Annotated in this window: 23 protein-coding genes; 21 read left to right on the top strand and 2 right to left on the bottom strand. The window is 69.9% G+C overall.

Features of this window, described 5'->3' with window-relative positions; genetic code table 11:
• Nucleotides 1-234 precede the first annotated feature (234 nt).
• The 20 genes from typA to ACFXDJ_RS07745 all read left to right on the top strand — a co-directional run bounded on the left by typA (nt 235) and on the right by ACFXDJ_RS07745 (nt 23125).
• Entirely contained in the window at nt 235-2139 is a 1905-nt protein-coding gene (gene typA, locus ACFXDJ_RS07840) for a translational GTPase TypA (RefSeq protein ID WP_384662309.1), read from the top strand.
• Nucleotides 2140-2581: 442 nt separating this feature from the next.
• Nucleotides 2582-4213, top strand: coding sequence for an ABC transporter substrate-binding protein (locus ACFXDJ_RS07835; RefSeq protein WP_384662306.1), 1632 nt, complete (start codon nt 2582-2584; stop codon nt 4211-4213).
• A gap of 131 nt (nt 4214-4344) precedes the next feature.
• Nucleotides 4345-5271: an ABC transporter permease gene (locus ACFXDJ_RS07830; protein WP_384662303.1), complete on the top strand. Its 927-nt coding sequence runs from the start codon at nt 4345-4347 to the stop codon at nt 5269-5271.
• On the top strand, nt 5264-6196 hold the full coding sequence (locus ACFXDJ_RS07825) for an ABC transporter permease (protein ID WP_384662301.1): 933 nt from the start codon (nt 5264-5266) through the stop codon (nt 6194-6196). Before ACFXDJ_RS07830 ends, ACFXDJ_RS07825 begins: the two co-directional genes overlap by 8 nt.
• Before the next feature lie 11 nt (nt 6197-6207).
• Entirely contained in the window at nt 6208-7266 is a 1059-nt protein-coding gene (locus ACFXDJ_RS07820) for an ABC transporter ATP-binding protein (RefSeq protein WP_384662299.1), read from the top strand.
• Nucleotides 7259-8311, top strand: coding sequence for an ABC transporter ATP-binding protein (locus tag ACFXDJ_RS07815; protein ID WP_384662296.1), 1053 nt, complete (start codon nt 7259-7261; stop codon nt 8309-8311). Before ACFXDJ_RS07820 ends, ACFXDJ_RS07815 begins: the two co-directional genes overlap by 8 nt.
• Nucleotides 8312-8444: 133 nt before the next feature.
• Nucleotides 8445-9368: a GNAT family N-acetyltransferase gene (locus ACFXDJ_RS07810; protein ID WP_384656734.1), complete on the top strand. Its 924-nt coding sequence runs from the start codon at nt 8445-8447 to the stop codon at nt 9366-9368.
• A 152-nt stretch (nt 9369-9520) separates the two neighbouring features.
• A complete protein-coding gene (locus ACFXDJ_RS07805; RefSeq protein WP_384656737.1) occupies nt 9521-11155 on the top strand; it encodes an ABC transporter substrate-binding protein in 1635 nt (544 codons plus the stop codon).
• Between the two features lie 30 nt (nt 11156-11185).
• Entirely contained in the window at nt 11186-12109 is a 924-nt protein-coding gene (locus ACFXDJ_RS07800) for an ABC transporter permease (protein WP_384656740.1), read from the top strand.
• The gene (locus tag ACFXDJ_RS07795; RefSeq protein ID WP_384656743.1) at nt 12102-13103 is read left to right on the top strand and encodes an ABC transporter permease; all 1002 of its coding nucleotides are present in this window, start codon (nt 12102-12104) and stop codon (nt 13101-13103) included. The genes ACFXDJ_RS07800 and ACFXDJ_RS07795 overlap by 8 nt, the downstream gene beginning before the upstream one ends.
• A 12-nt stretch (nt 13104-13115) precedes the next feature.
• The gene (locus ACFXDJ_RS07790) at nt 13116-14090 is read left to right on the top strand and encodes an ABC transporter ATP-binding protein (RefSeq protein ID WP_384656745.1); all 975 of its coding nucleotides are present in this window, start codon (nt 13116-13118) and stop codon (nt 14088-14090) included.
• A complete protein-coding gene (locus ACFXDJ_RS07785; protein WP_384656748.1) occupies nt 14083-15144 on the top strand; it encodes an ABC transporter ATP-binding protein in 1062 nt (353 codons plus the stop codon). Before ACFXDJ_RS07790 ends, ACFXDJ_RS07785 begins: the two co-directional genes overlap by 8 nt.
• 356 nt (nt 15145-15500) lie before the next feature.
• Nucleotides 15501-15695 carry a hypothetical protein gene (locus ACFXDJ_RS07780; RefSeq protein ID WP_330298396.1) on the top strand — a complete coding sequence of 65 codons (195 nt, stop codon included), beginning with the start codon at nt 15501-15503 and terminating at the stop codon, nt 15693-15695.
• A 93-nt stretch (nt 15696-15788) separates the two neighbouring features.
• Entirely contained in the window at nt 15789-16697 is a 909-nt protein-coding gene (mshB, locus tag ACFXDJ_RS07775; RefSeq protein ID WP_384656751.1) for an N-acetyl-1-D-myo-inositol-2-amino-2-deoxy-alpha-D-glucopyranoside deacetylase, read from the top strand.
• Entirely contained in the window at nt 16694-17077 is a 384-nt protein-coding gene (locus tag ACFXDJ_RS07770) for a DUF6113 family protein (protein ID WP_384656754.1), read from the top strand. Before mshB ends, ACFXDJ_RS07770 begins: the two co-directional genes overlap by 4 nt.
• 411 nt (nt 17078-17488) lie before the next feature.
• Nucleotides 17489-19426 carry a hypothetical protein gene (locus tag ACFXDJ_RS07765; RefSeq protein ID WP_384656757.1) on the top strand — a complete coding sequence of 646 codons (1938 nt, stop codon included), beginning with the start codon at nt 17489-17491 and terminating at the stop codon, nt 19424-19426.
• Nucleotides 19427-19600: 174 nt separating this feature from the next.
• Nucleotides 19601-20563 carry an ABC transporter ATP-binding protein gene (locus tag ACFXDJ_RS07760; RefSeq protein WP_384656760.1) on the top strand — a complete coding sequence of 321 codons (963 nt, stop codon included), beginning with the start codon at nt 19601-19603 and terminating at the stop codon, nt 20561-20563.
• Nucleotides 20563-21303, top strand: a complete 741-nt coding sequence (locus tag ACFXDJ_RS07755) for an ABC transporter permease (protein ID WP_384656763.1) — start codon at nt 20563-20565, stop codon at nt 21301-21303. Before ACFXDJ_RS07760 ends, ACFXDJ_RS07755 begins: the two co-directional genes overlap by 1 nt.
• Nucleotides 21300-22511, top strand: coding sequence for a sensor histidine kinase (locus tag ACFXDJ_RS07750; protein WP_384656766.1), 1212 nt, complete (start codon nt 21300-21302; stop codon nt 22509-22511). Before ACFXDJ_RS07755 ends, ACFXDJ_RS07750 begins: the two co-directional genes overlap by 4 nt.
• Nucleotides 22508-23125, top strand: coding sequence for a response regulator transcription factor (locus ACFXDJ_RS07745; RefSeq protein WP_330298401.1), 618 nt, complete (start codon nt 22508-22510; stop codon nt 23123-23125). The genes ACFXDJ_RS07750 and ACFXDJ_RS07745 overlap by 4 nt, the downstream gene beginning before the upstream one ends.
• Nucleotides 23126-23165: 40 nt before the next feature.
• Here ACFXDJ_RS07745 and ACFXDJ_RS07740 read toward each other — a convergent pair whose 3' ends face one another.
• Both ACFXDJ_RS07740 and ACFXDJ_RS07735 read right to left on the bottom strand, forming a co-directional pair.
• Nucleotides 23166-23960: a tetratricopeptide repeat protein gene (locus ACFXDJ_RS07740; protein WP_384656769.1), complete on the bottom strand. Its 795-nt coding sequence runs from the start codon at nt 23958-23960 to the stop codon at nt 23166-23168.
• Nucleotides 23957-24952 (bottom strand): GNAT family N-acetyltransferase, encoded by a 996-nt coding sequence (locus tag ACFXDJ_RS07735; protein WP_384656771.1) that lies wholly within the window; start codon nt 24950-24952, stop codon nt 23957-23959. The genes ACFXDJ_RS07740 and ACFXDJ_RS07735 overlap by 4 nt, the downstream gene beginning before the upstream one ends.
• 117 nt (nt 24953-25069) lie before the next feature.
• Between ACFXDJ_RS07735 and fdxA the strand changes: the two genes are divergently transcribed.
• The gene (fdxA, locus tag ACFXDJ_RS07730; RefSeq protein ID WP_030868357.1) at nt 25070-25399 is read left to right on the top strand and encodes a ferredoxin; all 330 of its coding nucleotides are present in this window, start codon (nt 25070-25072) and stop codon (nt 25397-25399) included.
• Nucleotides 25400-25530: the final 131 nt, after the last annotated feature.

Here is a 25530-nt window from a genome sequence, read left to right as displayed (position 1 = left end):
GCAAGGTCGTAGGTACCCGTTGACCCGCGTGTATTCAGGCAGTACCAACGGCCGAGACCCCCCACCCGAACCTCGGCCCTCCTCAGTCGTCCGGCCTCTTGACAGACCCCCCGGCAGGCGGTTCCCGCCATCCGACGTACGATGGGGTAAGGCCGTGGCAGGTTTTCCGCCCGGTCGAGGCTCGCGTGCCGGACCGTACGCGTCGCCATCCACGATCCCGGGAGAAGCGCCGAAGTGCCCACGCGCCACGACATCCGTAACGTCGCCATCGTCGCCCACGTCGACCATGGCAAGACGACCATCGTCGATGCCATGCTCAAGCAGGCCGGTGCCTTCGCCGCCCACCAGCACCTCGACGACCGCATGATGGACTCGAACGACCTGGAGCGTGAGAAGGGCATCACGATCCTCGCCAAGAACACGGCGGTGAAGTACCACCCGAAGGACGGGTCGGCCCCGATCACGATCAACATCATCGACACCCCCGGCCACGCCGACTTCGGTGGTGAGGTCGAGCGCGGTCTGTCGATGGTGGACGCCGTCGTCCTGCTGGTGGACGCCTCCGAGGGTCCCCTGCCCCAGACCCGCTTCGTCCTGCGTAAGGCCCTGCAGGCGAACATGCCGGTCATCCTCTGCATCAACAAGACGGACCGTCCGGACTCCCGGATCGACGAGGTCGTCAACGACACGTACGACCTCTTCCTGGACCTGGACGCCACCGAGGAGCAGATCGAGTTCCCGATCGTCTACGCCTGTGGCCGTGACGGAATCGCCTCGCTGACCAAGCCCGAGGACGGCACCGTCCCCGCGGACAGCGACAGCCTGGAGCCGTTCTTCTCCACCATCCTGGCCCACGTGCCGGCCCCGGTGTACGACGACGAGGCGCCCCTCCAGGCCCACGTCACCAACCTGGACGCCGACAACTTCCTGGGCCGCATCGCCCTGGTCCGCGTCGAGCAGGGCGAGCTGCGCAAGGGCCAGACCGTCACCTGGATCAAGCGTGACGGCACCATGTCCAACGTCCGCATCACCGAGCTGATGATGACCGAGGCGCTCACCCGCAAGCCGGCCGAGGTGGCGGGCCCGGGTGACATCTGCGCGGTCGCCGGTTTCCCCGACATCATGATCGGCGAGACCCTGGCCGACCCGGAGAACCCGATCGCGCTCCCGCTGATCTCGGTCGACGAGCCGGCGATCTCCATGACCATCGGTACGAACACCTCCCCGATGGTCGGCCGCGGCGGCAGCGGCAAGGGCGCGGACGCCAAGTCCGCGGTCAAGGACCGCAAGGTCACCGCCCGTCAGGTCAAGGACCGTCTGGACCGCGAGCTGATCGGTAACGTCTCGCTCCGCGTCCTGGACACCGAGCGTCCCGACGCCTGGGAGGTCCAGGGCCGTGGTGAGCTCGCGCTCGCCATCCTGGTCGAGCAGATGCGCCGCGAGGGCTTCGAGCTCACCATCGGCAAGCCGCAGGTCGTCACGCAGCTCGTCGACGGCAAGGTGCACGAGCCGGTCGAGCGCATGACGGTCGACGTCCCCGAGGAGCACATGGGCGCGGTCACGCAGCTCATGGGCGTCCGCAAGGGCCGCATGGACAACATGTCGAACCACGGCTCCGGCTGGGTCCGCATGGAGTTCGTCGTCCCGTCGCGCGGCCTCATCGGCTTCCGTACGGAGTTCCTGACGAACACTCGCGGTACGGGCATCGCCCACTCGATCCACGAGGGCCACGAGCCGTGGTTCGGCCAGCTGGTGACCCGTAACAACGGTTCGCTGGTCGCCGACCGCTCCGGCTCGGTCACGCCGTTCGCGATGATCAACCTGCAGGAGCGCGGTGTCCTGTTCACCGAGCCCGGCACCGAGGTGTACGAGGGCATGATCGTCGGCGAGAACTCGCGCGCCGACGACATGGACGTGAACATCACCAAGGAGAAGAAGCTCACCAACATGCGTGCGGCTTCCGCGGACAACACCGAGAACGTGGTGCCGCCCCGCAAGCTCTCCCTGGAGCAGTCCCTGGAGTTCTGCCGCGACGACGAGTGCGTCGAGGTGACCCCGGAGGCCGTCCGCATCCGCAAGGTCGTCCTGGACCAGAAGGAGCGTTCGCGCTCCGCCTCGCGCGCCAAGTCTGGCAAGTAGTCGCGTAGGACCCAGATCACACCTGGGTCCGCCCGACCACCGCTTTTTCGAACAGCCCCTCCCGGCACGGTCTCCGTGCGGGGAGGGGCTGTTCGCTTTTGTCAAGTGGATTATTTCCGTCCGGTGTCCGGATACCGACCGTGACACTCCGGAAGAAGAGCTAACAGTCCGTTTCGCACGTGTCTGTCTCCTATCCGTTTGTCCGGATTTCGGGTTTTGGCCATAGTGCGATGTTGTGAAAACGAGACCACTTAGGTGTGGTTTACGGTCTGGGCGTCCCTGAGGATTGCTCCATTGAGCTCGGGTCAATGGGTCACACGCTGTGGGGAGCGTCGACTCACGAGCACACTTGGGGCACTGGTTCCTTATCGCCGTCAGGGGTGTCGGCGAAACGCAACACGTGCCCTTCACATCAGACAGTGGACTCATGAGGAGGAAACCCATGCGCGGTGCCAAGAGCGCCAAGCTGGTTGCTGGCGCGATCGTCGTCGCCCTTGCCGCTACGGCTTGCGGTGGCGGCGACGGCAAGGGCAGCGACGCCAAGGGTGCGGTCGACGCCAAGGGCGTCTACAGCTACCAGAGCAGCGAGCCCCAGCACCCGCTCCAGCCGGCGAACGCCATGGAGGTCGGTGGCGGCCGTATCGTCAAGAACCTGTTCCGCGGTCTGGTGGACTACGACCCGACCACGGGCAAGCTGCGCAACCAGGTGGCCGACAAGATCGAGACCACGGACGCCCAGCACTACAAGGTCACCCTGAAGCCGGGCTGGACCTTCCACGACGGCACCCCCGTCACCGCTGCCTCCTTCGTGGACAGCTGGAACTGGTCCGCCGCGACCAAGAACAACCAGATCAACTCGAACTGGTTCTCCGACATCGCCGGTTACACCGACGTGCACCCGGAGAAGGACGCCGCCAAGGCGGAGACCATGTCCGGTCTGAAGGTCGTCTCGGACACCGAGTTCACCATCGACCTGGTCCAGCCGGTCTCGTACTTCCAGTACAAGCTCGGCTACACGGCCTTCTCGCCGCTGCCGAAGGGGTTCTTCACCGACCCGGCGAAGTACGGCGAGAACCCGGTCGGCAACGGCCCGTACAAGTTCGTCAGCTGGGAGCACAACAAGGCCGTCACGCTGGCCGCGTTCGACGGCTACAAGGGAGATGACAAGCCGAAGAACGGCGGCATCATCTTCAAGAACTACACCCAGCCCGAGGCGGCCTACAAGGAGCTCACCTCGGACACCCTGGACGTTCTCGACCAGGTCGACCCGACCGACCTGCCGAAGTACAAGGCCGACCTCGGTGACCGCGCCGTCGACCAGGCCATGGGTGGCATCACCTCCATCGCCTTCGCGATGTACAACGCCGACTGGCAGGGCGTTGACAAGGCCCAGGTCCGCAAGGGCCTGTCGATGGCGATCGACCGCGACACCATCACCAAGACCGTGCTCCAGGGCTCGCGTCAGCCCGCCGACTCCTGGGTCGCCCCGGGTGTCGCCGGCTACAAGGCCGGCGCCTGTGGCGAGGCCTGCACCTTCAACGCCGCCAAGGCGAAGGACCTCATCAAGGCCGGCGGTGGTGTTCCGAACAACAAGATCACCATCCTGTACAACGCCGACGGTGGCCACAAGGAGTGGGTGGACGCGGTCTGCAACTCCATCCGCCAGTCCACGGGCGTCGAGTGCACCGGTGACCCGAAGGCCGACTTCAAGACGGCCCGCGACATCATCGACAAGCACACCGTGTCCAGCCTCATGCGTTCCGCATGGCAGCAGGACTACCCGCTGAACGCGAACTTCCTGCGTGACATCTACGGCACGGGCGCCTCGGCGAACGACTCGCTGTACTCGTCCCCGGAGTTCGACAAGCTCGCCAAGGACGCCGACCAGGCGACCACGGTCGACAAGACCACCGAGCTGTACCAGCAGGCGGAGGCCGTCCTGGCCAAGGACATGCCGTCCATCCCGCTCTGGTACTACAAGACGAACGCGGGCTGGTCGAACAACGTCCAGAACGTGAAGTACGACTCCTTCGGCGACCCGGTGTTCCCCAACGTCGAGGTCAAGAAGAAGTAATCAGGTCGGCAACCGGCCCACCCCTCACGCTCCGCGCCGCGGAGCAGGCAGTTTGACGACACGGCCGGACGCTCCCCCCACCATCGAGGGAGCTGTCCGGCCGTGTCGCGCCGACCACCAATGGAGGCACCATGGGGCGTTATGTCGCGAGGCGACTGCTCCAGATGATCCCGGTATTCCTCGGGACCACTTTGCTCATCTTCTTGATGGTGTACGCCCTCCCGGGCGACCCCGTCAGAGCCATGTGGGGCGACAAGGCGGCCGATCCCGCCCAGCTCGCCGCCATCAAGCACCAACTCGGCCTGGACCAGCCGCTGTGGAAGCAGTACGTGGACTACATCACGAACCTGGTTCAGTTCGACTTCGGCAAGACGATGTCCGGCCGCAAGGTGACCGACGTGATGGGTGAGGCTCTCCCCGTCACCGTCCGGCTCGCCATGCTGGCCTTCAGCATCGAGCTCGTCCTCGGTATCGTGCTCGGCGTTCTCGCGGGTCTGCGCCGCAACAAGATCATGGACAAGCTCGTCCTGGTCGTCACCCTGTTGGTGATCTCCATGCCGATCTTCGTTATCGCGTACATCCTGCAGGCGGTCTTCGCCAACGGCCTCGGCTGGGTCACCCCGACCGTGCAGGACTCGATGGACCTCAACCAGCTCATGCTGCCGGCCGCCGTGCTCGGTTCGCTCTCGCTGGCCTACGTCGCCCGTCTGACGCGCACCTCGATCGTCGAGAACCTGCGCGCCGACTACATCCGCACCGCGGTGGCCAAGGGCCTGCCGCGCCGCCGGGTCATCGGCCGCCACCTGCTGCGCAACTCGCTGATCCCGGTCGTCACCTTCCTCGGTACGGACCTGGGCGCTCTCATGGGCGGCGCGATCGTCACCGAGGGCATCTTCAACGTGCAGGGTGTCGGCAACGCCCTGTACCGCGCCATCAACGGCAAGGAGGGTGCGACGGTGGTCGGTTTCGTGACCGTACTCGTCATCATCTACCTCATCTCGAGCCTGATCGTCGACCTGCTCTACGCGGTCCTGGACCCGAGGATCCGGTATGCCTGACACGATTGAGAAGGCCTCGGCTGTGAACGACCAGCCCACCGAGCCGGTGAAGAAGGACGAGAAGGCGCGCAGCCTCTGGTCGGACGCGTGGGGCGACCTGCGCCGCCGCCCGGTCTTCGTGCTCTCGCTGCTCATGATCGTGCTGCTCATCGCGATCGCGATCGTGCCCGGTCTGTTCACCTCCGCCGACCCGCGCGCCGGCGACCTGCGCAACCACTTCCTGACCCCGCCGAACTGGAGCCACGTGTTCCAGGCCGACTGGTTCGGCTTCGACGGCCAGGGCCGCTCCATCTACTCCCGCATGATCTACGGCGCCCGCGCCTCGATCACCGTCGGCATCTGCGTGACGGCCGCCGTCACGCTCATCGGCGGCATCACCGGCCTGCTGGCCGGCTACTTCGGCGGCAAGATCGACACCCTGATCTCGCGCGTCACCGACATCTTCTTCGGCATCCCGCTGCTGCTCGGTGCGCTGATCGTGCTCAACGCCTTCGCCCAGCGCACCATCTGGACCGTCGTCTTCGCACTGACCTTCCTCGGCTGGACCCAGATGACCCGCGTCATGCGCGGTGCGGTGATCATCGCCAAGGAGGCGGACTACGTCACCGCGGCCCGCGCCCTCGGCGCGAACACCTTCCGGATCATGCTCCGGCACATCGTGCCGAACGCCATCGCTCCCGTGATCGTGGTCGCGACCATCGCGCTCGGCGGTTACATCGGCGCCGAGGCCACCCTGAGCTACCTCGGAATCGGCCTGCAGGACCCGACGATCAGCTGGGGCATCGACATCTCGTCGGCCCAGCGGGTCATCCGTACGGCCCCGCACGCACTGTTCTTCCCCGCGGGCATGCTGAGCCTCACCGTCCTGGCCTTCATCATGCTCGGCGACGCGGTGCGCGACGCCCTCGACCCCAAGCTGCGCTGAGGAGGGCGTAAATGACCACCATCGACAAGACCGCGACGGTCCCCGTCCCCCGCGACGGTGACTCCCACGAGGGTCCGCTCCTCGAAGTCCGCGACCTGCACGTGGAGTTCCACACCCGTGACGGCGTGGCCAAGGCCGTCAACGGAGTGAACTACTCCGTGGACGCCGGCGAGACGCTGGCCGTGCTCGGCGAGTCCGGCTCGGGCAAGTCCGTCACCGCCCAGGCCATCATGGGCATCCTCGACATGCCCCCCGGCAAGATCCCGCAGGGCGAGATCCTGTTCCGCGGCCAGGACATGCTCAAGATGGGCAACGAGGAGCGCCGGAGGATCCGCGGCCGGAAGATCGCGATGATCTTCCAGGACGCGCTCTCCTCGCTGAACCCCGTGCTCAACGTGGGCTACCAGCTGGGCGAGATGTTCCGCGTCCACGAGGGCCTGTCCCGCAAGGAGTCCAAGCTCAAGGCCATCGAGCTGATGGACCGGGTGAAGATCCCCGCCGCCAAGGCGCGCGTGGACGACTACCCGCACCAGTTCTCCGGCGGTATGCGCCAGCGCATCATGATCGCCATGGCGATCGCGCTGGAGCCGGACCTGATCATCGCGGACGAGCCGACCACGGCCCTGGACGTCACCGTCCAGGCCCAGGTCATGGACCTCCTCGCGGAGCTCCAGCGCGAGCTCAACATGGGCCTGATCCTGATCACCCACGACCTCGGCGTCGTCGCCGACGTCGCGGACAAGATCGCGGTCATGTACGCCGGCCGGATCGTCGAGACCGCCCCGGTCCACGAGATCTACAAGCGCCCGGCACACCCGTACACCCGCGGCCTGCTGGACTCGATCCCGCGCCTGGACCAGAAGGGCCAGGAGCTCTTCGCGATCAAGGGCCTGCCGCCGAACCTGCTGGCCCTGCCCACCGGCTGCTCGTTCAACCCGCGCTGCACCGTCGCGCAGGACATCTGCCGGTCCGAGATCCCCGCGCTCCAGCCCGTCAGCGAGCAGGACGGCACCGAGCTGGTCGGCCGTCACAGCGCGTGCCACTTCTGGAAGGAGCAGATCCATGGCTGAGCTCACCAAGAACGCCCCCGAGCGCGAGCCGATCCTCCAGGTCCGCAACCTGGTCAAGCACTTCCCGCTGACCCAGGGCATCCTGTTCAAGAAGCAGGTCGGCGCGGTCAGGGCGGTCGACGGGATCTCCTTCGACCTGTACAAGGGCGAGACCCTCGGCATCGTCGGCGAGTCCGGCTGTGGCAAGTCCACCGTCGCCAAGCTGCTGATGACCCTGGAGCGCGCCACCGCGGGCGAGGTCTTCTACAAGGGCCAGGACATCACCAAGCTGTCCGGCAAGGCCCTCAAGGCCGTCCGCCGCAACATCCAGATGGTGTTCCAGGACCCGTACACCTCGCTGAACCCGCGCATGACGGTCGGCGACATCATCGGGGAGCCCTACGAGATCCACCCCGAGGTGGCTCCCAAGGGCGACCGCCGGCGCAAGGTCCAGGAGCTCCTGGACGTGGTCGGCCTCAACCCGGAGTACATCAACCGGTACCCGCACCAGTTCTCCGGCGGCCAGCGCCAGCGCATCGGCATCGCCCGCGGCCTCGCGCTCAACCCGGAGATCATCATCTGCGACGAGCCGGTCTCCGCGCTCGACGTGTCGGTGCAGGCCCAGGTCATCAACCTGATGGAGAAGCTCCAGGAGGAGTTCAACCTCTCCTACCTCTTCATCGCGCACGACCTGTCGATCGTCCGGCACATCTCGGACCGGGTCGGCGTCATGTACCTCGGCAAGATGGCCGAGATCGGCACCGACGCGCAGATCTACGACCACCCGACCCACCCGTACACCCAGGCGCTGCTCTCCGCCGTGCCGGTGCCGGACCCGGAGGCCCGCGAGGGCCGCGAGCGGATCCTGCTCACCGGTGACGTTCCCTCGCCGGCCAACCCGCCGTCGGGCTGCCGCTTCCGCACCCGCTGCTGGAAGGCCGAGGACAAGTGCTCCACGGAGGAGCCGATCCTGGCGATCCCGGAGCGCTTCCAGGGCTCCAAGTCGCTGGCCGCGCACGAGTCGGCCTGCCACTTCGCCGAGGAGAAGGCCGTTCTGGCCGTCTGACCTCGCGCGGGCGTTTCCACCAGGGCGCCCGGTACCGGATTCCATTCCGGCACCGGGCGCCCTGGCGTTCGCCCACCCGGCACGCGCGGAAAGGCGGTTGCGACCGTGCCGCGCACGGGCTGACAGTGGTCTGATGACCGACATGCTGAACGTACGGCCCGCCGGGCCAGGGGACGCCGAGGGGATCTGCGGGCTCCTCAACGCCGTCGACGTGATCGAGATCGGCCGCCCGGAAACCGACCTCGCCGCCGTCGAGGCCGATCTGCACCACCCCGACGTCGACCTGGCCAAGGACTCCTGGCTCGCCTTCGAGGGCGGGCGGCTCGTCGCCTACGCCCTGGTGTGGGCGGACTCGGGCCCCGGCCGCGTCGACTCCGACCACTACGTCCTGCCCGGGCACCGCGAGGCCGCCGTCCGGCTGCTGGAACGGATGGAGGGCCGGGCCCGCGAGCTCGCCGCCGGCGCACCCGGCGCCCACCTGCGGCTCCAGCTCAACGTGAACGCCACCCTCGACGCGGACCTGCTGCCCGGTCGCGGCTACCGGACCGTGCGCCGCTACCAGGTGATGACCCGCGCACTGGACCCCCACGACGGGCCCCCGGTCCCTCCCGCCGGGCTCACCCTTCGCCCCTGCGACGGGGACGCGAGCGAGCGCCGCCGCGCCCACGCCCTGATCGAGGAGACCTTCGCCGAGCACTTCGGGCACGTCCGGCGGGAGTACGAGCCCTGGCTGGACCACATCGACGGCCGGGGCCTGGACTGGTCACTGGTGTGGATCGCCGCGCTGCCCACGGAAGGCGACGTAGGCGTCCTGCTGTCCCGCGACGACCGCACCAGCATGGGCTGGCTCAGCCACATCGGCGTACGGGCCCACGTGCGCGGCCGGGGCATCGGCGGCCACCTGCTCCGCCACGGCTTCGCCGCCTACGCGGCGCGCGGCCGGAGCACCGTGGGCCTCGGCGTGGACACGGGCAACGAAACCGGGGCACTCGCCCTGTACGAGGCGCACGGCATGGCGCTGCACTACGCCGTGGACACCTGGGAGCTGGCGCTGTGACCGGAAAGGTCAGCAGGCCACCGGCTTTGCACTCGCAGGGGTGACAGCCGGGGGACGCGAGGGTGCAATCGGTCCAACCAGGAGTGTGCGGGACCCCACATAGGGTGACATTGGGCCCTAAGTGAGTCTTGGGATCCAGTAGGAGGCACTCCATGCGCGGAGCCACCCACGCCAAGTGGGCCGCATGTGCGGTGGCCGTCGCCCTCGCGGCGACGGCTTGCGGCGGCGGCGGAAGCGACAGCGGCGGAGGCGGAGGCGCGGCGGGGATCATCAGCTCCTCGTGGGGTGACCCGCAGAACCCGCTGGAGCCCGCCAACACCAACGAGGTGCAGGGCGGCAAGGTCCTCGACATGCTCTTCCGGGGTCTGAAGCGGTACGACCCGAAGACCGGCGAGGCCAAGAACTTCCTCGCGGAGAAGATCGAGACGACCGACAGCCAGAACTTCACGATCACGCTGAAGGACGGCTGGAAGTTCAGCAACGACGAGCCCGTCACCGCCCAGTCCTTCGTGGACGCCTGGAACTACGGCGCGGACGTCTCCAAGAAGCAGAACAACTCGCCCTTCTTCTCCGACATCGTCGGCTACGCGGACGTGCACCCGGCGACCGGCGAACCCAAGGCCAAGACCATGTCGGGCCTGGTCGTCAAGGATCCCAAGACCTTCACGGTCGCCCTCAAGGAGAAGTTCTCCACCTGGCCCGAGACCCTCGGCTACCAGGCCTTCTCCCCGCTGCCCAAGGCCTTCTTCACCGACCACGAGGGCTGGCTGAAGAAGCCCGTCGGCAACGGCCCGTACACGGTGGACTCGTACACCAAGGGCACCGGCATGAAGCTGCGCAAGTGGGAGGGGTACACCGGTGCGGACAAGGCGGTCAACGGCGGTGTGGACCTGAAGGTCTACACCGACAACAACACCGCCTACACCGACCTGATCTCCGGCAACCTCGACCTGGTCGACGACATCCCGGCGCAGCAGCTGAAGAACGTCAAGAACGACCTCGGCGACCGCTACATCAACCAGCCGGCCCTCATCATCCAGACCCTCACCTTCCCGCTGTACGACCCGCAGTGGAGCAAGGAGGGCATGGAGAAGGTCCGCACCGGCGTCTCGCGGGCGATCAACCGCGACGAGATCACCAAGCAGATCTTCAAGGAGACGCGCACCCCCGCCAAGGACTGGACCTCCCCGGCACTCGGGGACAGGGGCGGATTCAGCTCCACCGCCTGCGGCGAGGCCTGCTCCTTCGATCCCAAGGAAGCCAAGAAGCTCATCCAGGAGGGCGGCGGCCTGCCCGGCGGCAAGATCACCCTCACCTCCAACGTGGACACCGGCTCGCACCGCGAGTGGATGGACGCCGTCTGCAACAGCATCAACAACGCGCTGGGCGAGGGCCCCGTCTGCACGGTCAACCCGGTCGGCACCTTCGCCGACTTCCGCAACCAGCAGAGCTCCTACAAGCTGACCGGCCCCTTCCGCTCCGGCTGGCAGGCCGACTACCCGCTGATCCAGAACTTCCTGGAGCCGCTGTACTACACCGGCGCCTCCTCGAACTACGGCAAGTTCAGCAACCCGGAGTTCGACAAGCTCGTCGACGAGGCCAACAGGGAGAGCGACGCGGCCAAGGCGGTCGCGAAGTTCCGGGACGCCGAGAAGATCCTCGCCGCCCAGATGCCGTCGATCCCGCTCTGGTACCAGAACGGCAGCGCCGGCCACTCGCAGCGGATCTCGGAAGTGGCGCTCAACCAGTTCAGCGTCCCCGTCTACGACCAGATCAAGGTCAGCTGACCCTCCGTCGGATCGATCCTGGAGCAGTCCATGGGACGTTACGTGATCCGGCGACTGCTCCAGATGATCCCCGTGTTCATCGGCAGCACGTTCCTGATCTTCTTCATGGTGTACGCGCTCGGTGACCCGGTCGCCGCCCTCTTCGGCGACAAGGCCCCCGACCCCGCCACCGCCGCCCGCATCCGCAAGGACCTCTACCTCGACCGCCCGCTGTGGGAGCAGTACCTCCACTACATGGGCCAGATCTTCCAGGGCGACTTCGGCACGGCCTTCAACGGGCAGAAGGTCACCGAGCTCATGTCCACGTCCTTCCCGGTGACCCTGCGCCTGACCATCGTCGCGATCGCCATCGAGATCGTCGTGGGCATCACCCTCGGCGTGGTCAGCGGCCTGCACCGCGGCAAGTCCATCGACACCAGCCTGCTGGTGCTCACCCTCGTGGTGATCTCCGTACCGACCTTCGTGACCGGCTACCTCCTCCAGTTCGTCTTCGGCGTCAAATGGGGCTGGGTACGGCCCACCGTCTCCCCGGACGCGCCCTTCAGCGAACTGATCCTGCCCGGCGTCGTCCTCGCGCTGGTCTCCCTCGCCTACGTCACCCGGCTGACCCGCACCTCCATCGCGGAGAACGTCAAGGCCGACTACGTCCGCACCGCCGTGGCCAAGGGCCTGCCCAGGCGCCGGGTCATCACCCGCCACCTGCTGCGCAATTCGCTGATCCCCGTCGTCACCTTCATCGGCACCGACATCGGCGCCCTGATGGGCGGGGCCATCGTCACCGAGCGGATCTTCAACATCCACGGCGTCGGCTACCAGCTCTACCAGGGCATCCTGCGCAACAACTCCCCGACGGTGGTCGGCTTCGTGACGATCCTCGTCATCGTCTTCCTGCTGGCGAACCTGCTCGTCGACCTGCTCTACGCGGTCCTGGACCCGAGGATCCGTTATGCCTGAGCCCGAGCGCCCCGCCTACGATCCGCTCCAGCCCGGCGCCCACGAGGCCATCGCCCCCACCGGCCAAGGAGGGGCCATGGATCTCGCACTGGAGGAGGCCGAAAGCCTGGAGAAGGCCCTGGGCACGGGCCCCGTGGGACCACAGGAGAAGGCCCGGTCGCTCTGGTCCGACGCCTGGCACCAGCTGCGCCGCAACCCCGTCTTCATCGTCTCCACCCTGCTGATCCTCTTCCTCGTCGTCATCGCGATCTGGCCGCAGCTCATCGCGAGCGGCGACCCGCTCCAGTGCGACCTGTCCAAATCGCAGCAGGGCTCCTCCCCGGGCCACCCCTTCGGCTACGACACCCAGGGCTGCGACGTGTACACCCGTACCGTCTACGGGGCCCGCGCCTCCATCACCGTGGGCGTCTGCGCCACCCTCGGCGCGGCCCTCCTCGGCTCGGCGCTCGGCGGGCTCGCCGGGTTCTTCGGCGGCTGGGGCGACGCGCTGCTCTCCCGGGTCGCCGACATCTTCTTCGGCATCCCCGTCGTCCTCGGCGGCCTGGTCTTCCTGTCCGTGGTCACCAGCACCACCGTCTGGCCGGTCGTCGGCTTCATCGTGCTGCTGGGCTGGCCGCAGCTGGCCCGCATCGCGCGCGGCTCGGTCATCACCGCCAAACAGAACGACTACGTCCAGGCGGCGCGGGCGCTCGGCGCCGGCAACGGCCGGATGCTGCTGCGGCACGTCGCGCCCAACGCGATCGCGCCCGTCATCGTCGTCGCCACCATCGCGCTCGGCACGTACATCGCCCTGGAAGCCACCCTGTCCTTCCTCGGAGTGGGCCTGCGCCCGCCGACCGTCTCCTGGGGCATCGACATCTCCAACGCCGCCTCGCAGATCCGCAACGCCCCGCACATGCTGCTCTACCCGGCCGGCGCGCTCAGCATCACCGTGCTCGCCTTCATCATGCTCGGCGACGCGGTGCGCGACGCCCTCGACCCCAAGCTGCGCTGAGGAGCCCCGTACATGCTGCTCGAAGTGCGCGACCTGCACGTGGAGTTCAAGACCCGCGACGGGGTCGCCAAGGCCGTCAACGGCGTCAACTACTCGGTGGACGAGGGCGAGACGCTCGCCGTGCTCGGCGAGTCCGGCTCGGGCAAGTCGGTCACCGCGCAGGCCGTGATGGGCATCCTCGACACGCCGCCGGGCCGCATCGCGGGCGGCGAGATCCTCTTCAAGGGCAGAGACCTGCTGAAGATGAAGGAGGAGGAGCGCAGGAAGGTCCGCGGCGCCGAGATGGCCATGATCTTCCAGGACGCGCTGTCCTCCCTGAACCCGGTGCTGAGCGTGGGCGCCCAGCTCGGCGAGATGTACGAGGTCCACCGCGGGATGTCCCGCAAGGACGCCAGGGCCAAGGCCGTCGAGCTGATGGACCGGGTGAAGATCCCGGCGGCGAGGGAACGGGTGGGGGACTACCCGCACCAGTTCTCCGGGGGCATGCGCCAGCGCATCATGATCGCCATGGCGATGGCCCTCGAACCCTCGCTGATCATCGCGGACGAGCCGACCACCGCCCTGGACGTCACCGTCCAGGCCCAGGTCATGGACCTCCTCGCGGAGCTCCAGCGCGAGCTCAACATGGGCCTGATCCTGATCACCCACGACCTCGGCGTGGTCGCCGACGTCGCGGACAAGATCGCCGTCATGTACGCCGGCCGGATCGTGGAGGCGGCCCCCGTCCACGAGATCTACGCCGCGCCCGCGCACCCGTACACCCGCGGCCTGCTCGACTCCATCCCGCGCCTGGACCAGAAGGGCCAGGAGCTCTACGCCATCAAGGGACTGCCGCCCAACCTGCTCGCCATCCCGCCCGGCTGCGCCTTCAACCCGCGCTGTCCCATGGCGCAGGCGGTCTGCCGCACCGACGTACCGCCGCTGGCCGAGGTCGGGCCGGACCGCTCCAGCGCGTGCTTCTTCTGGAAGGAGTGCCTCGGTGCCTGAGTCGATCCTCGAAGTGACGGACCTGGTCAAGCACTACCCGCTGACCCGGGGCATCGTCTTCCGCAAGCAGGTCGGCGCGGTCAAGGCCGTCGACGGGGTCTCCTTCGACCTGCGGGCCGGCGAAACCCTGGGCATCGTCGGGGAGTCGGGCTGCGGGAAGTCGACCGTGGCCAAGATGCTGGTCAACCTGGAACGCCCCACGGCGGGCGCGATCACCTACAAGGGCGAGGACATCGCCAGGCTGTCCGGCAAGGCCCTCAAGGCCGTGCGCCGCAACATCCAGATGGTGTTCCAGGACCCGTACACCTCGCTCAACCCCCGGATGACGGTCGGCGACATCATCGGGGAGCCCTACGAGATCCACCCCGAGGTGGCTCCCAAGGGCGACCGGCGCCGCAAGGTCCAGGAGCTCCTGGACGTGGTCGGCCTCAACCCGGAGTACATCAACCGCTATCCGCACCAGTTCTCCGGCGGCCAGCGCCAGCGCATCGGCATCGCCCGCGGCCTCGCCCTCCAGCCGGAGATCATCGTCGCGGACGAGCCGGTCTCCGCGCTCGACGTGTCCGTCCAGGCCCAGGTCATCAACCTCCTGGAACGGCTCCAGAGCGAGTTCAGCCTCTCCTACGTCTTCATCGCGCACGACCTCTCGATCGTGCGCCACATCTCCGACCGGGTCGGCGTCATGTACCTGGGCCGGATCGTCGAGATCGGCACCGACACCCAGATCTACGACCACCCCACCCACCCGTACACCCAGGCCCTGCTCTCCGCCGTGCCGGTCCCGGACCCCCTGGCCCGCGCCCACCGCGACCGGATCATCCTCTCCGGCGACGTCCCCTCCCCGGCCAACCCGCCCTCGGGCTGCCGCTTCCGCACCCGCTGCTGGAAGGCCGAGGAGCGCTGCGCGAGCGAGGTCCCGCTCCTGGAGATCCCGTCCTTCCTCCCGGGCGGCCCGGCGGCCCATCCCTCGGCCTGTCACTTCGCATCCGAGAAGCAGACCGTCCCGCCGCCGGGGGAGGAGCCCCCGAAGGCGGGGCCGCTGACGAAGGGCTGATCCGCGCGGGAGCTCTGGCCTGCGGTACCGCTCATTTCCGGCCACTGCGCCGAACGGTCTCCAACCCCGTTTACATGCAGGCAACTTGACCGTTTCTGCCCCGAGATATGAGCCGGGCAGCCTGGATCCGGTGCGGCCGTGCGGGTGCCGACAGCCGGACGGGGAGGCGTACCGCCTCCCCGTCCGGCGTTTTCGTGACCCCGGGCATGCGCGGCGTGCGCCCCTCGTGCTGCCGGAATCGATCGATGCTCTGGTACGGATAGTTATGATCCGTAGCGCACGGTGGGTATGACTCTGCCGAGCAGCGAGTTGCGAAAACGCGTACCGATGTCCGCTCGACGTGGAGGTGAAACGCCGTGGCACTATCGATCTCGGCCGTGGTGCTGCTGGCAGTCATCGTCTTCCTGCTGGTCCGGCGCTCGGGCCTGAAGGCGGGTCACGCCGCGGTCTGCGTGCTGCTCGGCTTCTACTTGGCGAGCTCGACGGTGGCGCCGACGCTCTCCCAGCTCACCTCGAACGTGGCGAGCATGATCAGCGGCCTCAAGCTGTAGGCCTCCTCAAGCCGTGGGCCTCCTCGGGCCGAAGGCCCCGCGGGGCGCCGCCTTGTGGGGCCGGGGCCGCCCGGTCCTCGTAGGCTGACCCCCATGAACGGTCTTCCCGCCCGTCGGCTCCTCCTCGTGCACGCGCACCCGGACGACGAGTCGATCAACAACGGCGTCACCATGGCCAAGTACGCGGCCGAGGGCGCCCACGTCGCGTTGGTCACCTGCACGCTCGGCGAGGAGGGCGAGGTCATCCCGCCCGGTCTCGCCCATCTGGCGGCCGACCGCGACGACACCCTCGGCACCCACCGCATCGGCGAGCTCGCCGCCGCCATGCGGGAACTGGGCGTCACCGACCACCGCTTCCTCGGCGGCCCCGGCCGTTACCGGGACTCCGGGATGATGGGCGCCGAGCAGAACCGCCGGCCCGGCGCCTTCTGGTCCGCCGACCTGGACGAGGCCGCCGGGTACCTCGTGGAGGTGATCCGCGAGCTCCGTCCCCAGGTCCTCGTCACCTACGACCCGGACGGCGGCTACGGCCACCCCGACCACATCCAGGCCCACCGCGTCGCCACGCGCGCCGCCGAACTGGCCGCGGAGCCCGCGTACCGCCGGGATCTGGGCGCGCCGCACGAGGTCGAGAAGTTCTACTGGAACCGCGTACCGCGCTCGGTCGTCGAGGAGGGCTTCGCCCGGCTGCGCGCGGCCGGAGACGAGGCGCCCTTCCCCGGGCTGGCCGAACCGGACGACGTACCGGGCGTGGTGGCGGACGAGCGGATCACCGCCGAGATCGGCGCCGAGACCGGCGCCGACGAGGCGTTGGTGGCCGCGAAGGCCGCCGCGATGCGGGCCCACGCCACGCAGATCGCCGTGGACGGGCCCTTCTTCGCACTTTCGAACGACCTCGCGCAGCCGCTGTTCGCCCGCGAGTACTACGAGCTGGCCGCGGGCCGTCCGGGCGCCCCGGCGGGCGAGCGCGAGCACGACCTCTTCGCGGGGGTGCGGGCATGAACCGTGCACTGACCCCCGGGCGGATCGCCGCCCTGCTGGGCCTGTTGGTGGCCGGAGCCCTGGCCGGCGCGGCCGGCTGGCTCGTGGTGGACCTGTGGTTCCCGGGCGGGCTGCTGCTGGCCCTGCTCGCCCTCTTCGGACTGTTCCTCGGCGCCCGGATCGCCCTCGGGACCGGCATCGGGGTGGGCGCGGCCACGGGCGGCTGGTTCCTCGCCTACGTGCTGCTCAGCGCCCCCAGGCCGGAAGGGGACTTCCTCCTCGGTTCGTCCGGAATCAGCATGTACGCCTACCTTTTGGGCGGAGTTGTCCTCGCTGTGATGTGCGCCACGATCGGCGGACCGGTGGACCGAGCGGTTTCGGCCGCCAGGCCCGCCAAGTGACGGGCCGTCGGAGTCTCCCGGCACCTTGACGAGCTGGGCGGCAGCCGCCTGACGGAGGGTCGGCGGGCATCCGGCGGAGAACCGGACGCCATCTCCGGGGGGCTCGACGGGTCTTTCGAGGGGGCGTGAAGGGGGTCAAGGGGAACCCTTCGTTCCCGGTGGTCGGGTGGGCGCGGGCGGCGGCCAGTATGGTGGACGGGCCGCCGAGCTGCCCGCGCACGGTATGACGGGCGGCGGAGCCAACCGGGAGAACCTGCCTTGAGTCGTCAAACCGACAGTTCGTCCTCCGGGCCCAACGGGCGCGGTGGAGCCGCTTACCCCTCGGGCACGCCGCCGTATGGAACCGGCCAGTATCCGTCCACGACCGAGCCGAACGGTCCTGGTGCGACGACCGCCCCGGAGGAGAGTTCTGTGACTACGCCTGCCAAGCCGTCCGCGTCCGATTCCGACGGGCCGAAGACGGAGACCACCCTGACGACCCGGATCCGGATCAACATCCCCGGATCGCGGCCGATTCCGCCCGTGGTCGTACGCACTCCCATGCCCGAGACGGCCGCCGAGCCGGAGCCCGCACCGGCCGCAGCCCCGGCGTCCGCGCCCGAGGAGGCTCCGGCCGCCGAGGAGCCGACCAGCAACTGGTTCGCGCCGCGCAAGGCCGCCGCGGGTCCGGGCCCGGTGGCGGGTCCGGTGGCGGGTCCGCTTCCCACGCGGGCACTGCCCCCGGGTCGGGGCCCGGGTCAGACCCCGGGTCAGGGCCAGGGCCCCGGCCCGGGAGCACCGGCCGGGGGGAGCTCCGCTCCGCGCTACGACACGCCCGCGCAGGGCTTCGCCCAGCCTCCGGCCGGTCCCCGTACGGGCGGTCCCGCGGGCCCCGGCCAGAGCGCCGGTCAGTATCCCGGCCAGGGCGGTCCGGGCCAGGGCTTCGGTCAGGGTCCCGGTCAGGGCCCCGGCTCCGGTCAGCGTCCCGGAGCCCCCGCGCTGCCGGCCGCCCCCGGCGCCGCGTACGGGACCGGCCCCGGCCCCGGAGCCCCCGTCCCGGGAGCGCCCCACCCGGCCGGACCCGGCTTCGGCGTGCCCGCGGGGAACCGCCCCGTCGGCGGTCCCGGAGTCGGAACCACCCAGGGGATCCCGCCGTACGGCCCCGGCCCGGGAGCACCGGCCGGTCCGACCGGCGGGCCCGCGCTGGGCACCGTACCCGTGGGCGAGCCGCAGGAGCCCCGCTGGCCCGGTCCCGAACTCGGCGCCGGAGCCGCGTACCCCGCCCCCGGTCCCGGTCCCGCCCCGGGCGTCGACCGCGGCCCCGGGCCGGCCACGGCCGCCTACCCCGCTCCCGGCCTCGACCCGGAGCTCGGTGCGCCCGCCCCGGCGCCCGCGAAGGACAAGGCCAAGGCCCCCGCCCGGCCCGCGAAGAAGGGCCGCAGCAAGCTGCTCCTCCTCGTGGTCGCCGCCTTCTCGCTGTTCGGCGTGGCCTACGGCGCGGGTCTGCTCCTCAACCACTCCGACGTGCCCAAGGGCACCACCGTCCTCGGCGTCGACATCAGCGGCACCCGCGACGAGGCCGTCGCCAAGCTCCAGACCTCCTTCGGCAACCGCGCCGCCGGCCCCATCCAGCTCACCGTCGGCGGCAAGCCGGTCGAGCTGAAGCCCGAGAAGGCCGGCCTGAGCCTCGACAGCCAGACCACCGTCCGCAACGCGGCCGGCAGCGACTACAACCCCGTCACGGTCATCGGCTCCCTCTTCGGCAGCGCGCGCGAGACCGATCCCGTCATGCCCGTGGACGACGAGAAGCTCCAGGTCGCCCTCCAGGAGCTGGCCGGCACCTCGGGTTCGGTCACCGAGGGCACCATCACCTTCGACACCGGCAAGGCCGTCGCCGTACCCGGCAAGCCCGGCACCGCCGTCGACGTGGGCGCCTCCGCCGACCTGGTCACCAAGGCCTTCCGCGACATGGTCGCCACCGGCAAGTCGACCCCCGTCGAACTCCCGGTCGCCACCAAGGACCCGGTCATCGGCAAGGACGAACTGGACCGGGCCATGAAGGACTTCGCCGAACCCGCGATGTCCGCCCCCGCCATCGTCAAGGTGGGCACCAAGTCCCTCCCCTTCGGCGCCAAGTCCCTGCCCAAGATCCTCAGCATGCAGGCGGTGGACGGCCACCTGGTCGAGAAGTACGACCTGGAAGCCCTCAAGGCGACCTACGGGAACACCTTCGACGGCATCCTGATCACGCGCGGCACCGGCGAGAAGACGGCCGTCACCCCGCAGGACGTCGCCGGGGCCCTCGGCAAGGCCCTGCGCGGCAAGACGACCGCCGAGCGGACCGCGGTCATCGACACCAACGCGAGCTGATCCGCGGCGAAAGCACGACGAAGTCGCGGCGAAACAGCAGCTCAGAGCCCCTTCCCGGTCGCCGGGAAGGGGCTCTGCCGCATCCCCGTCACACCCGCCGCATGACATCTGTCATGCGGCTCCCACGACGCGGGACACTGCTGGCGGGACCCCCGTCCGGGCGAAGATCGATCCATGAAGACGACGACCGCGACGCAGACCAGCGCCGCCACGGGGTCCGCCGCAGCGAAAAGTGCCGACGGCGCCGTGGTGAGCTTCCAGAACGTGACGAAGAGCTACGGCCAGGTCCGGGCGGTCGACGGGCTCAGCCTCGACCTCCACCCCGGTGAGACCGTCGCCCTCCTTGGCCCCAACGGAGCCGGCAAGTCCTCCACCCTCGACCTGCTGCTCGGCCTGCGCCCCGCGGACTCCGGATCCGTCCGGCTCTTCGGCACCACCCCCCGCGAGGCCATCGCGGCCGGCCGGGTCGGCGCGATGCTCCAGACCGGCGGCCTCATGGAGGACGTGACCGTACGCGAACTGGTCACGCTGACCTGCGCCCTGCACCCCCGGCCGTACCCGGTCGAGGAGGTGCTCTCCCTCGCCGGTGTCTCCGACATCGCCGGCCGGATGGTCAACAAGCTCTCCGGCGGCCAGGAGCAGCGGGTGCGCTTCGCCCTCGCCACCGCCGGCCACAACGACCTGATCGTGCTCGACGAGCCGACCACCGGCATGGACGTCACCGCCCGCCAGGCCTTCTGGGCCACCATGCGCGAGCAGGCCGCCCAGGGCCGCACCGTCCTCTTCGCCACGCACTACCTGGAAGAGGCGGACGCGATCGCCGACCGGGTCCTGGTCCTCCAGAAGGGCCGGCTCCTCGCCGACGGCACCGCCGCCGAGATCAAGGCCAAGGCCGGCGCCCGCCGGATCGCCTTCGACCTCGCCCCGGGCTCGGTGGACGAGCTCGCCCTGCGCGAACTCCCCTGCCTCACCGGCTACGAGCGGCACGGAGACACCGTCCGCCTCCAGTCCACGGACGCCGACGCGACCGTCCACGCCGTGTACGCCCTGGGGGCCTACCCCCGCAATCTTGAGGTCGCGGGCCTCGGCCTGGAGCAGGCCTTCATCGCCCTCACCGAGGCCGAGGAGGCCAAGTAATGAACCAGCTCGTGAAGCTCGAAATCACCCGCGCCCTGCGCAACAAGAAGTACATCTTCTTCACCGTGCTCTACCCGGCCGCCCTCTTCCTGATGCTCGGCGGCACCCTGAGCGGCACGACGAAGGTCATGGGCACGAACCTGACCATGCCCGCGTTCTACATGGTGGCGATGGCCTCCTTCGGCGCCCTCACCGCCGTCCTCGTGGGCAACAGCGAGCGCATCGCCAAGGAGCGCGAGTCCGGCTGGGTCCGCCAGCTGCGCCTCACCTCCCTGCCCGGCCGCGGGTACGTCCTCGCCAAGACCGCCAGCGCCGGAGTGCTCTCGCTCCCCGCGATCCTCGTGGTCTTCGGCGTCGCGGCGGGCGTCAAGGGGGTCCGCTTCGAGCTCTGGCAGTGGCTCGCCCTGACCGGTTCGATCTGGGCCGGCAGCCTCGTCTTCGCCGCGCTCGGCGTGGCCATCGGCTACCTCGCGAGCGGTGACACCGTCCGCCCCGTCACGATGCTCTTCTACTTCGGCCTCTCCATCCTCGGCGGCCTGTGGATGCCCACCGCGAACTTCCCGCAGTGGCTGCGCAACATCTGCGAGTGGCTCCCCACCCACGCCTACGCCGGCCTCGGCCAGGCCATCGAGCTGGGCGGCGCGCCGCACGCCAAGGACGTGGCCATCCTCGCCGTGTACTTCGTACTGTTCACTGGTGCCGCCGCCTGGCTGTACCGCAAGGACTCCCTGAAGGCATGACTGTGACCGACGCGCGGTACGCGACCGACGACGTGGGCATCCAGGGGCCCGGCGGCCCCCGGATCGGAATGCGGCCGGAGACCCGCCGCCACAAGGCCGTGAAGCTGACGTGGACCGGCCTGTGGCTCTTCTACCTCAGCGCCCCCGTCGTCGACCTCGTCCGCGGCGGACACAGCACCGGGGCCCGGCTGCTCGGCGGCCTGGGCCTCGCGGCCTTCGTCACCTGGTACCTGATCCTGGTCCTGCGCACCGCCCGGCCGATGCCGACCCGCCGGGTCCTGCTCTCCGTGTCGGTCCTGGCCGCCCAGGCCACCCTGCTGTCGCTGACCCTCGGCCGCGAATGGCTCGTGCTCTTCGTCTACGTGGCCATCTCCTCCGGGGCCGCGCTGCCCGGGAACATCTCCCGCTGGACGGTTCCCTGCGCCACCGCGCTGCTCGCGGTGACGGCCAACGCCGTCCCGGACGGCGACGAGTACCTGGCCGGTCTGCTGATCCCGTCCCTGATGGGCGGCTTCGCGATGATCGGTGTCCGCGCGATGATCCGCACGACCATAGAGCTGCGCGAGGCGCGGGCCACGGTGGCGCAGCTCGCGGCCAACGAGGAACGGCTGCGGATGGCGCGGGACCTGCACGACCTGCTGGGGCACTCGCTGTCGCTGATCACGCTGAAGAGCGAACTGGCCGGGCGGATGCTGCCGGACCAGCCCGAGGCGGCCGCCCGGCAGGTGGCGGACATCGAGCAGGTGAGCCGGCAGGCGCTGGTCGACGTACGGGAGGCCGTGAGCGGCTACCGGCGGGCGACGCTGCCGGGCGAACTGGCCGGTGCGCGGACCGCTCTGACCGCGGCCGGGATCCTGGCGGACCTCCCGTCCGACTGCGCGGAGGAGTTCCCCGAGGAGATCGAGTCGGCGCTCGCCTGGGCGCTGCGCGAGGCGATCACCAATGTGGTCCGGCACAGTGGCGCGAAGCGCTGCACGGTCTCCCTGGCCACCACCCAGACCCTGGCCGGGCGGATGGCGGAGCTGACGGTCACCGACGACGGCGCGGGCGGCCCGTCCGTGGCGGGCAACGGCCTGACGGGCCTGACGGAACGCCTGGAGGCGGTGGGCGGCACCCTGAGCACGGGCCCCGCCGGGCCCCACGGCCGGAGTCGGGCCGGCTTCCGGCTCCAGGCCCGCATCCCCATCCCCCTAGGATCGGGCTCATGAGCCCACGCCCGATCCGCATCCTCCTGGCGGAGGACCAGTCCATGGTCCGCGAGGCGCTGGCGGCCCTCCTCGGCCTGGAGCCGGACATCGAGGTGCTGGCCCAAGTCGCGCGCGGGGACGAGGTGGTGGCGGCGGCCCGCTCCCACGACGTGAACGTGGCCCTGCTGGACATCGAGATGCCGGGCATGACGGGCATCGAGGCGGCGGCGGCCCTGCGGGTGGCCCTGCCCTCCCTGCGGATCGTCATCCTGACCACCTTCGGCCGCCCCGGCTACCTCCGGGGGGCGATGGAGGCGGGCGCCTCCGCGTTCCTGGTCAAGGACGCGCCGGCCGCGCAACTCGCGGCGGCGGTGCGCAAGGTCCTGGCGGGGGAGCGTGTCATCGACCCCACCCTGGCGGCGGCGGCCCTGGCGGAGGGCGCCAATCCGCTCACGGACCGCGAACGGGAGGTCCTGCGCGAGGCGGAGTCGGGCGCGACCAACGCGGAACTGGCCGCCCGCCTCCACCTCTCCCAGGGCACGGTCCGCAACTACCTCTCGACGGCCATCCAGAAACTGGCGGCCCGCAACCGCGCGGAAGCGGTGCGCGTGGCCCGCGAGAAGGGCTGGTTGTAAGGGGCCGCGGCCGGGCCAGGCAAGATCCGAAAGAGACGGCCTAGTTCAGCAGGGCCCTGGCCGACATCGCCTCGGCGCGGATCCGCCCCGCCGCCGGCGGGTCGATCACGTCGACGACCAGCGCGTAGGACTCCAGCTCGGAAGCCCCCTGCGCGAACTCCCCCCGCTCCACCAGCACCTTCGCCCGGTCGTACCGCAAGGCCGCGGGATGCGAGGGCAGCAGCAGCGCCAGGTCCAGCGCCCACAGCGCCACCCCCGAGTGCTCGGGCCGGGCGGAGGCCCACGCGCGGATGTTGTTCAGGATCCGCAGCACGATGTCCAGGGTCCGGGCCGCGACCCGCGGCCCCTGCGCCAGCTCCGCCGGACCCGCGCCGAGCGAGGCGCCGCCCGCGAAGGGATCGACGATCACGCCCTCCTCCGGATCGCCGAAGCCGACCACGAAGTGCCCCGGCAGGGCCAGCCCGTACACCGGAGCCCCGGCCCGCCGGGCCACCTCCAGCCAGACCACGGACAGCAGGATCGGCAGGCCCCGCCGCCGCCTCAGCACCTCGTGCAGGAACGAGGACGGCAGCCGGTCGTAGTCGGCCGGGGTGCCGTGGAACCCCAGCTGCCCGCCCAGCAGTTCTGTCACCGCCGAGGCCCACGCGCGCGGGGTCCGCAGTCCGTACGGCAGCATCCCGGCCAGCCGGTCCAGCTCGATCTGCGCCCAGTCCATGACCCGGTCGTCGAGCTCCGGATCACCCTCCGTCGCCAGCAGCAGGCACAGCACGGACAGGTCCGGCCGCTCCGCCCGCGCCTCCGCCGCGAACTGCTCGCGCCGGCTCTCCGTGCTCACACCGCCGCCCGGCGGTAGTGGTGGTAGCTGTGGTGGGCCCCGAAGCCCATCCCGGCGTACAGGGCCCGTGCCCCCGTGTTGGCGGTCTCCACCTGGAGCCAGGCCGCCGACGCGCCCTCCTCCAGCGCGCGCCGGGCCAGCGCCGCCATCACGGCCGTCGCCAGACCCCGCCGCCGGTACTCCGGGTCCACCTCGACCGCCGCGAACCCGGCCCACCGGCCGTCCACCACGAGCCGTCCGATCGCCCGGCCGGGGATCGCCGCGAACCACACCGACGGCCCCGCCGTCAGCACCCGGCGGGCGCTCTCCGGGTCGTTCACCCGCCCGTAGCGGCCGAGCCAGTCCTCGTCCGGGGCACGGGTCAGGCGTACCTCCGCGGCGGCGGAGGCCACCGCGTCGTCCACATCGGCCAGCGCCGCGAGCCCGCCGGTCCAGACCTCCGCCGACACCTCGCGGACCCAGCCCCGGGCCTCCAGCTCCGCGCACAGCAGCTCCTGGGTGCCCGCGGCCCCCGTGGCGGCCTGGACGTAGGCCGGAAGTCCTCTTTCCGCGTACCAGGAGGTCACTCGCGCGAGTGCATCGTCCAGCGGCATCCCGGGGTCGCCGAGCGGCAGCACGGAGTTGGCCCGCCGGGTGAATCCGCCGGCCGCCCGCAGCGTCCACTCGCCCAGCGGCTCGGATTCCAGGGGCGGCCAGGACCGTGCGCAGGCCCGCGCGAGCTCCTCGAAGGAGGCCGCGGGACCCCTGCGCCGGGCCGGCGCGGCCGGTACGACCTTGCCCGCGACCAGCGTGGATTCCGCGATTCGGACGGACTCGCCGGTCTTTCGTGTGATCGTCAGCACACCCGCGTTCCAGGATGTGAGAACCCCTACGGTGTCCGTGAACGCGGGGGCTTCGCCGGACCCGCCCTCCACCCGTCGTACAGAGACTCGTTTACCCACGTCAGCGGGGGTGATCCGGATCTCCAGCCGTCCACCGGCAGTGATTTCCACAGCTCTGTACGCCCCTCCTGTTCGGATCGTGCCCGGGAACGGAGATACTAGAGGTGGGCATCGACGACGCCGCGCTCCCGCGCGATATGGACAGCCCTTATGAGGAGGAACGAGAGCGTGACCTACGTCATCGCGGAGCCTTGTGTCGACGTCAAGGACAAGGCGTGCATCGAAGAGTGCCCCGTCGACTGCATCTACGAGGGCCAGCGGTCCTTGTACATCCACCCGGACGAGTGCGTCGACTGTGGTGCGTGTGAACCGGTGTGCCCGGTCGAGGCCATCTTCTACGAGGACGACACTCCGGAGGAGTGGAAGGACTACTACAAGGCGAACGTCGAGTTCTTCGACGAGCTCGGTTCGCCCGGTGGTGCTTCCAAGCTCGGCCTGATCGAGCGCGACCACCCCTTCATCGCAGCGCTTCCGGCGGACATCAACCCGAGTCACTGACGGTCGCCCGCCGCTGAACCGCCCTCGGTCCCCGGCGGGGGGGGGCCCCGGCCGGGCCGCGGGGGTTTACCCCGGGGGAACCCCCGGCCACGGATGGTCCCGTGGGGGGGGTTGAACCCCCCGGTCACCCC

Origin of the sequence: Streptomyces sp. NPDC059443 (assembly GCF_042750105.1) — a bacterium.
In the GTDB taxonomy this organism is placed as follows: Bacteria; Actinomycetota; Actinomycetes; order Streptomycetales; family Streptomycetaceae; genus Streptomyces.
This window is presented reverse-complemented; position numbering and strand designations above follow the sequence as displayed.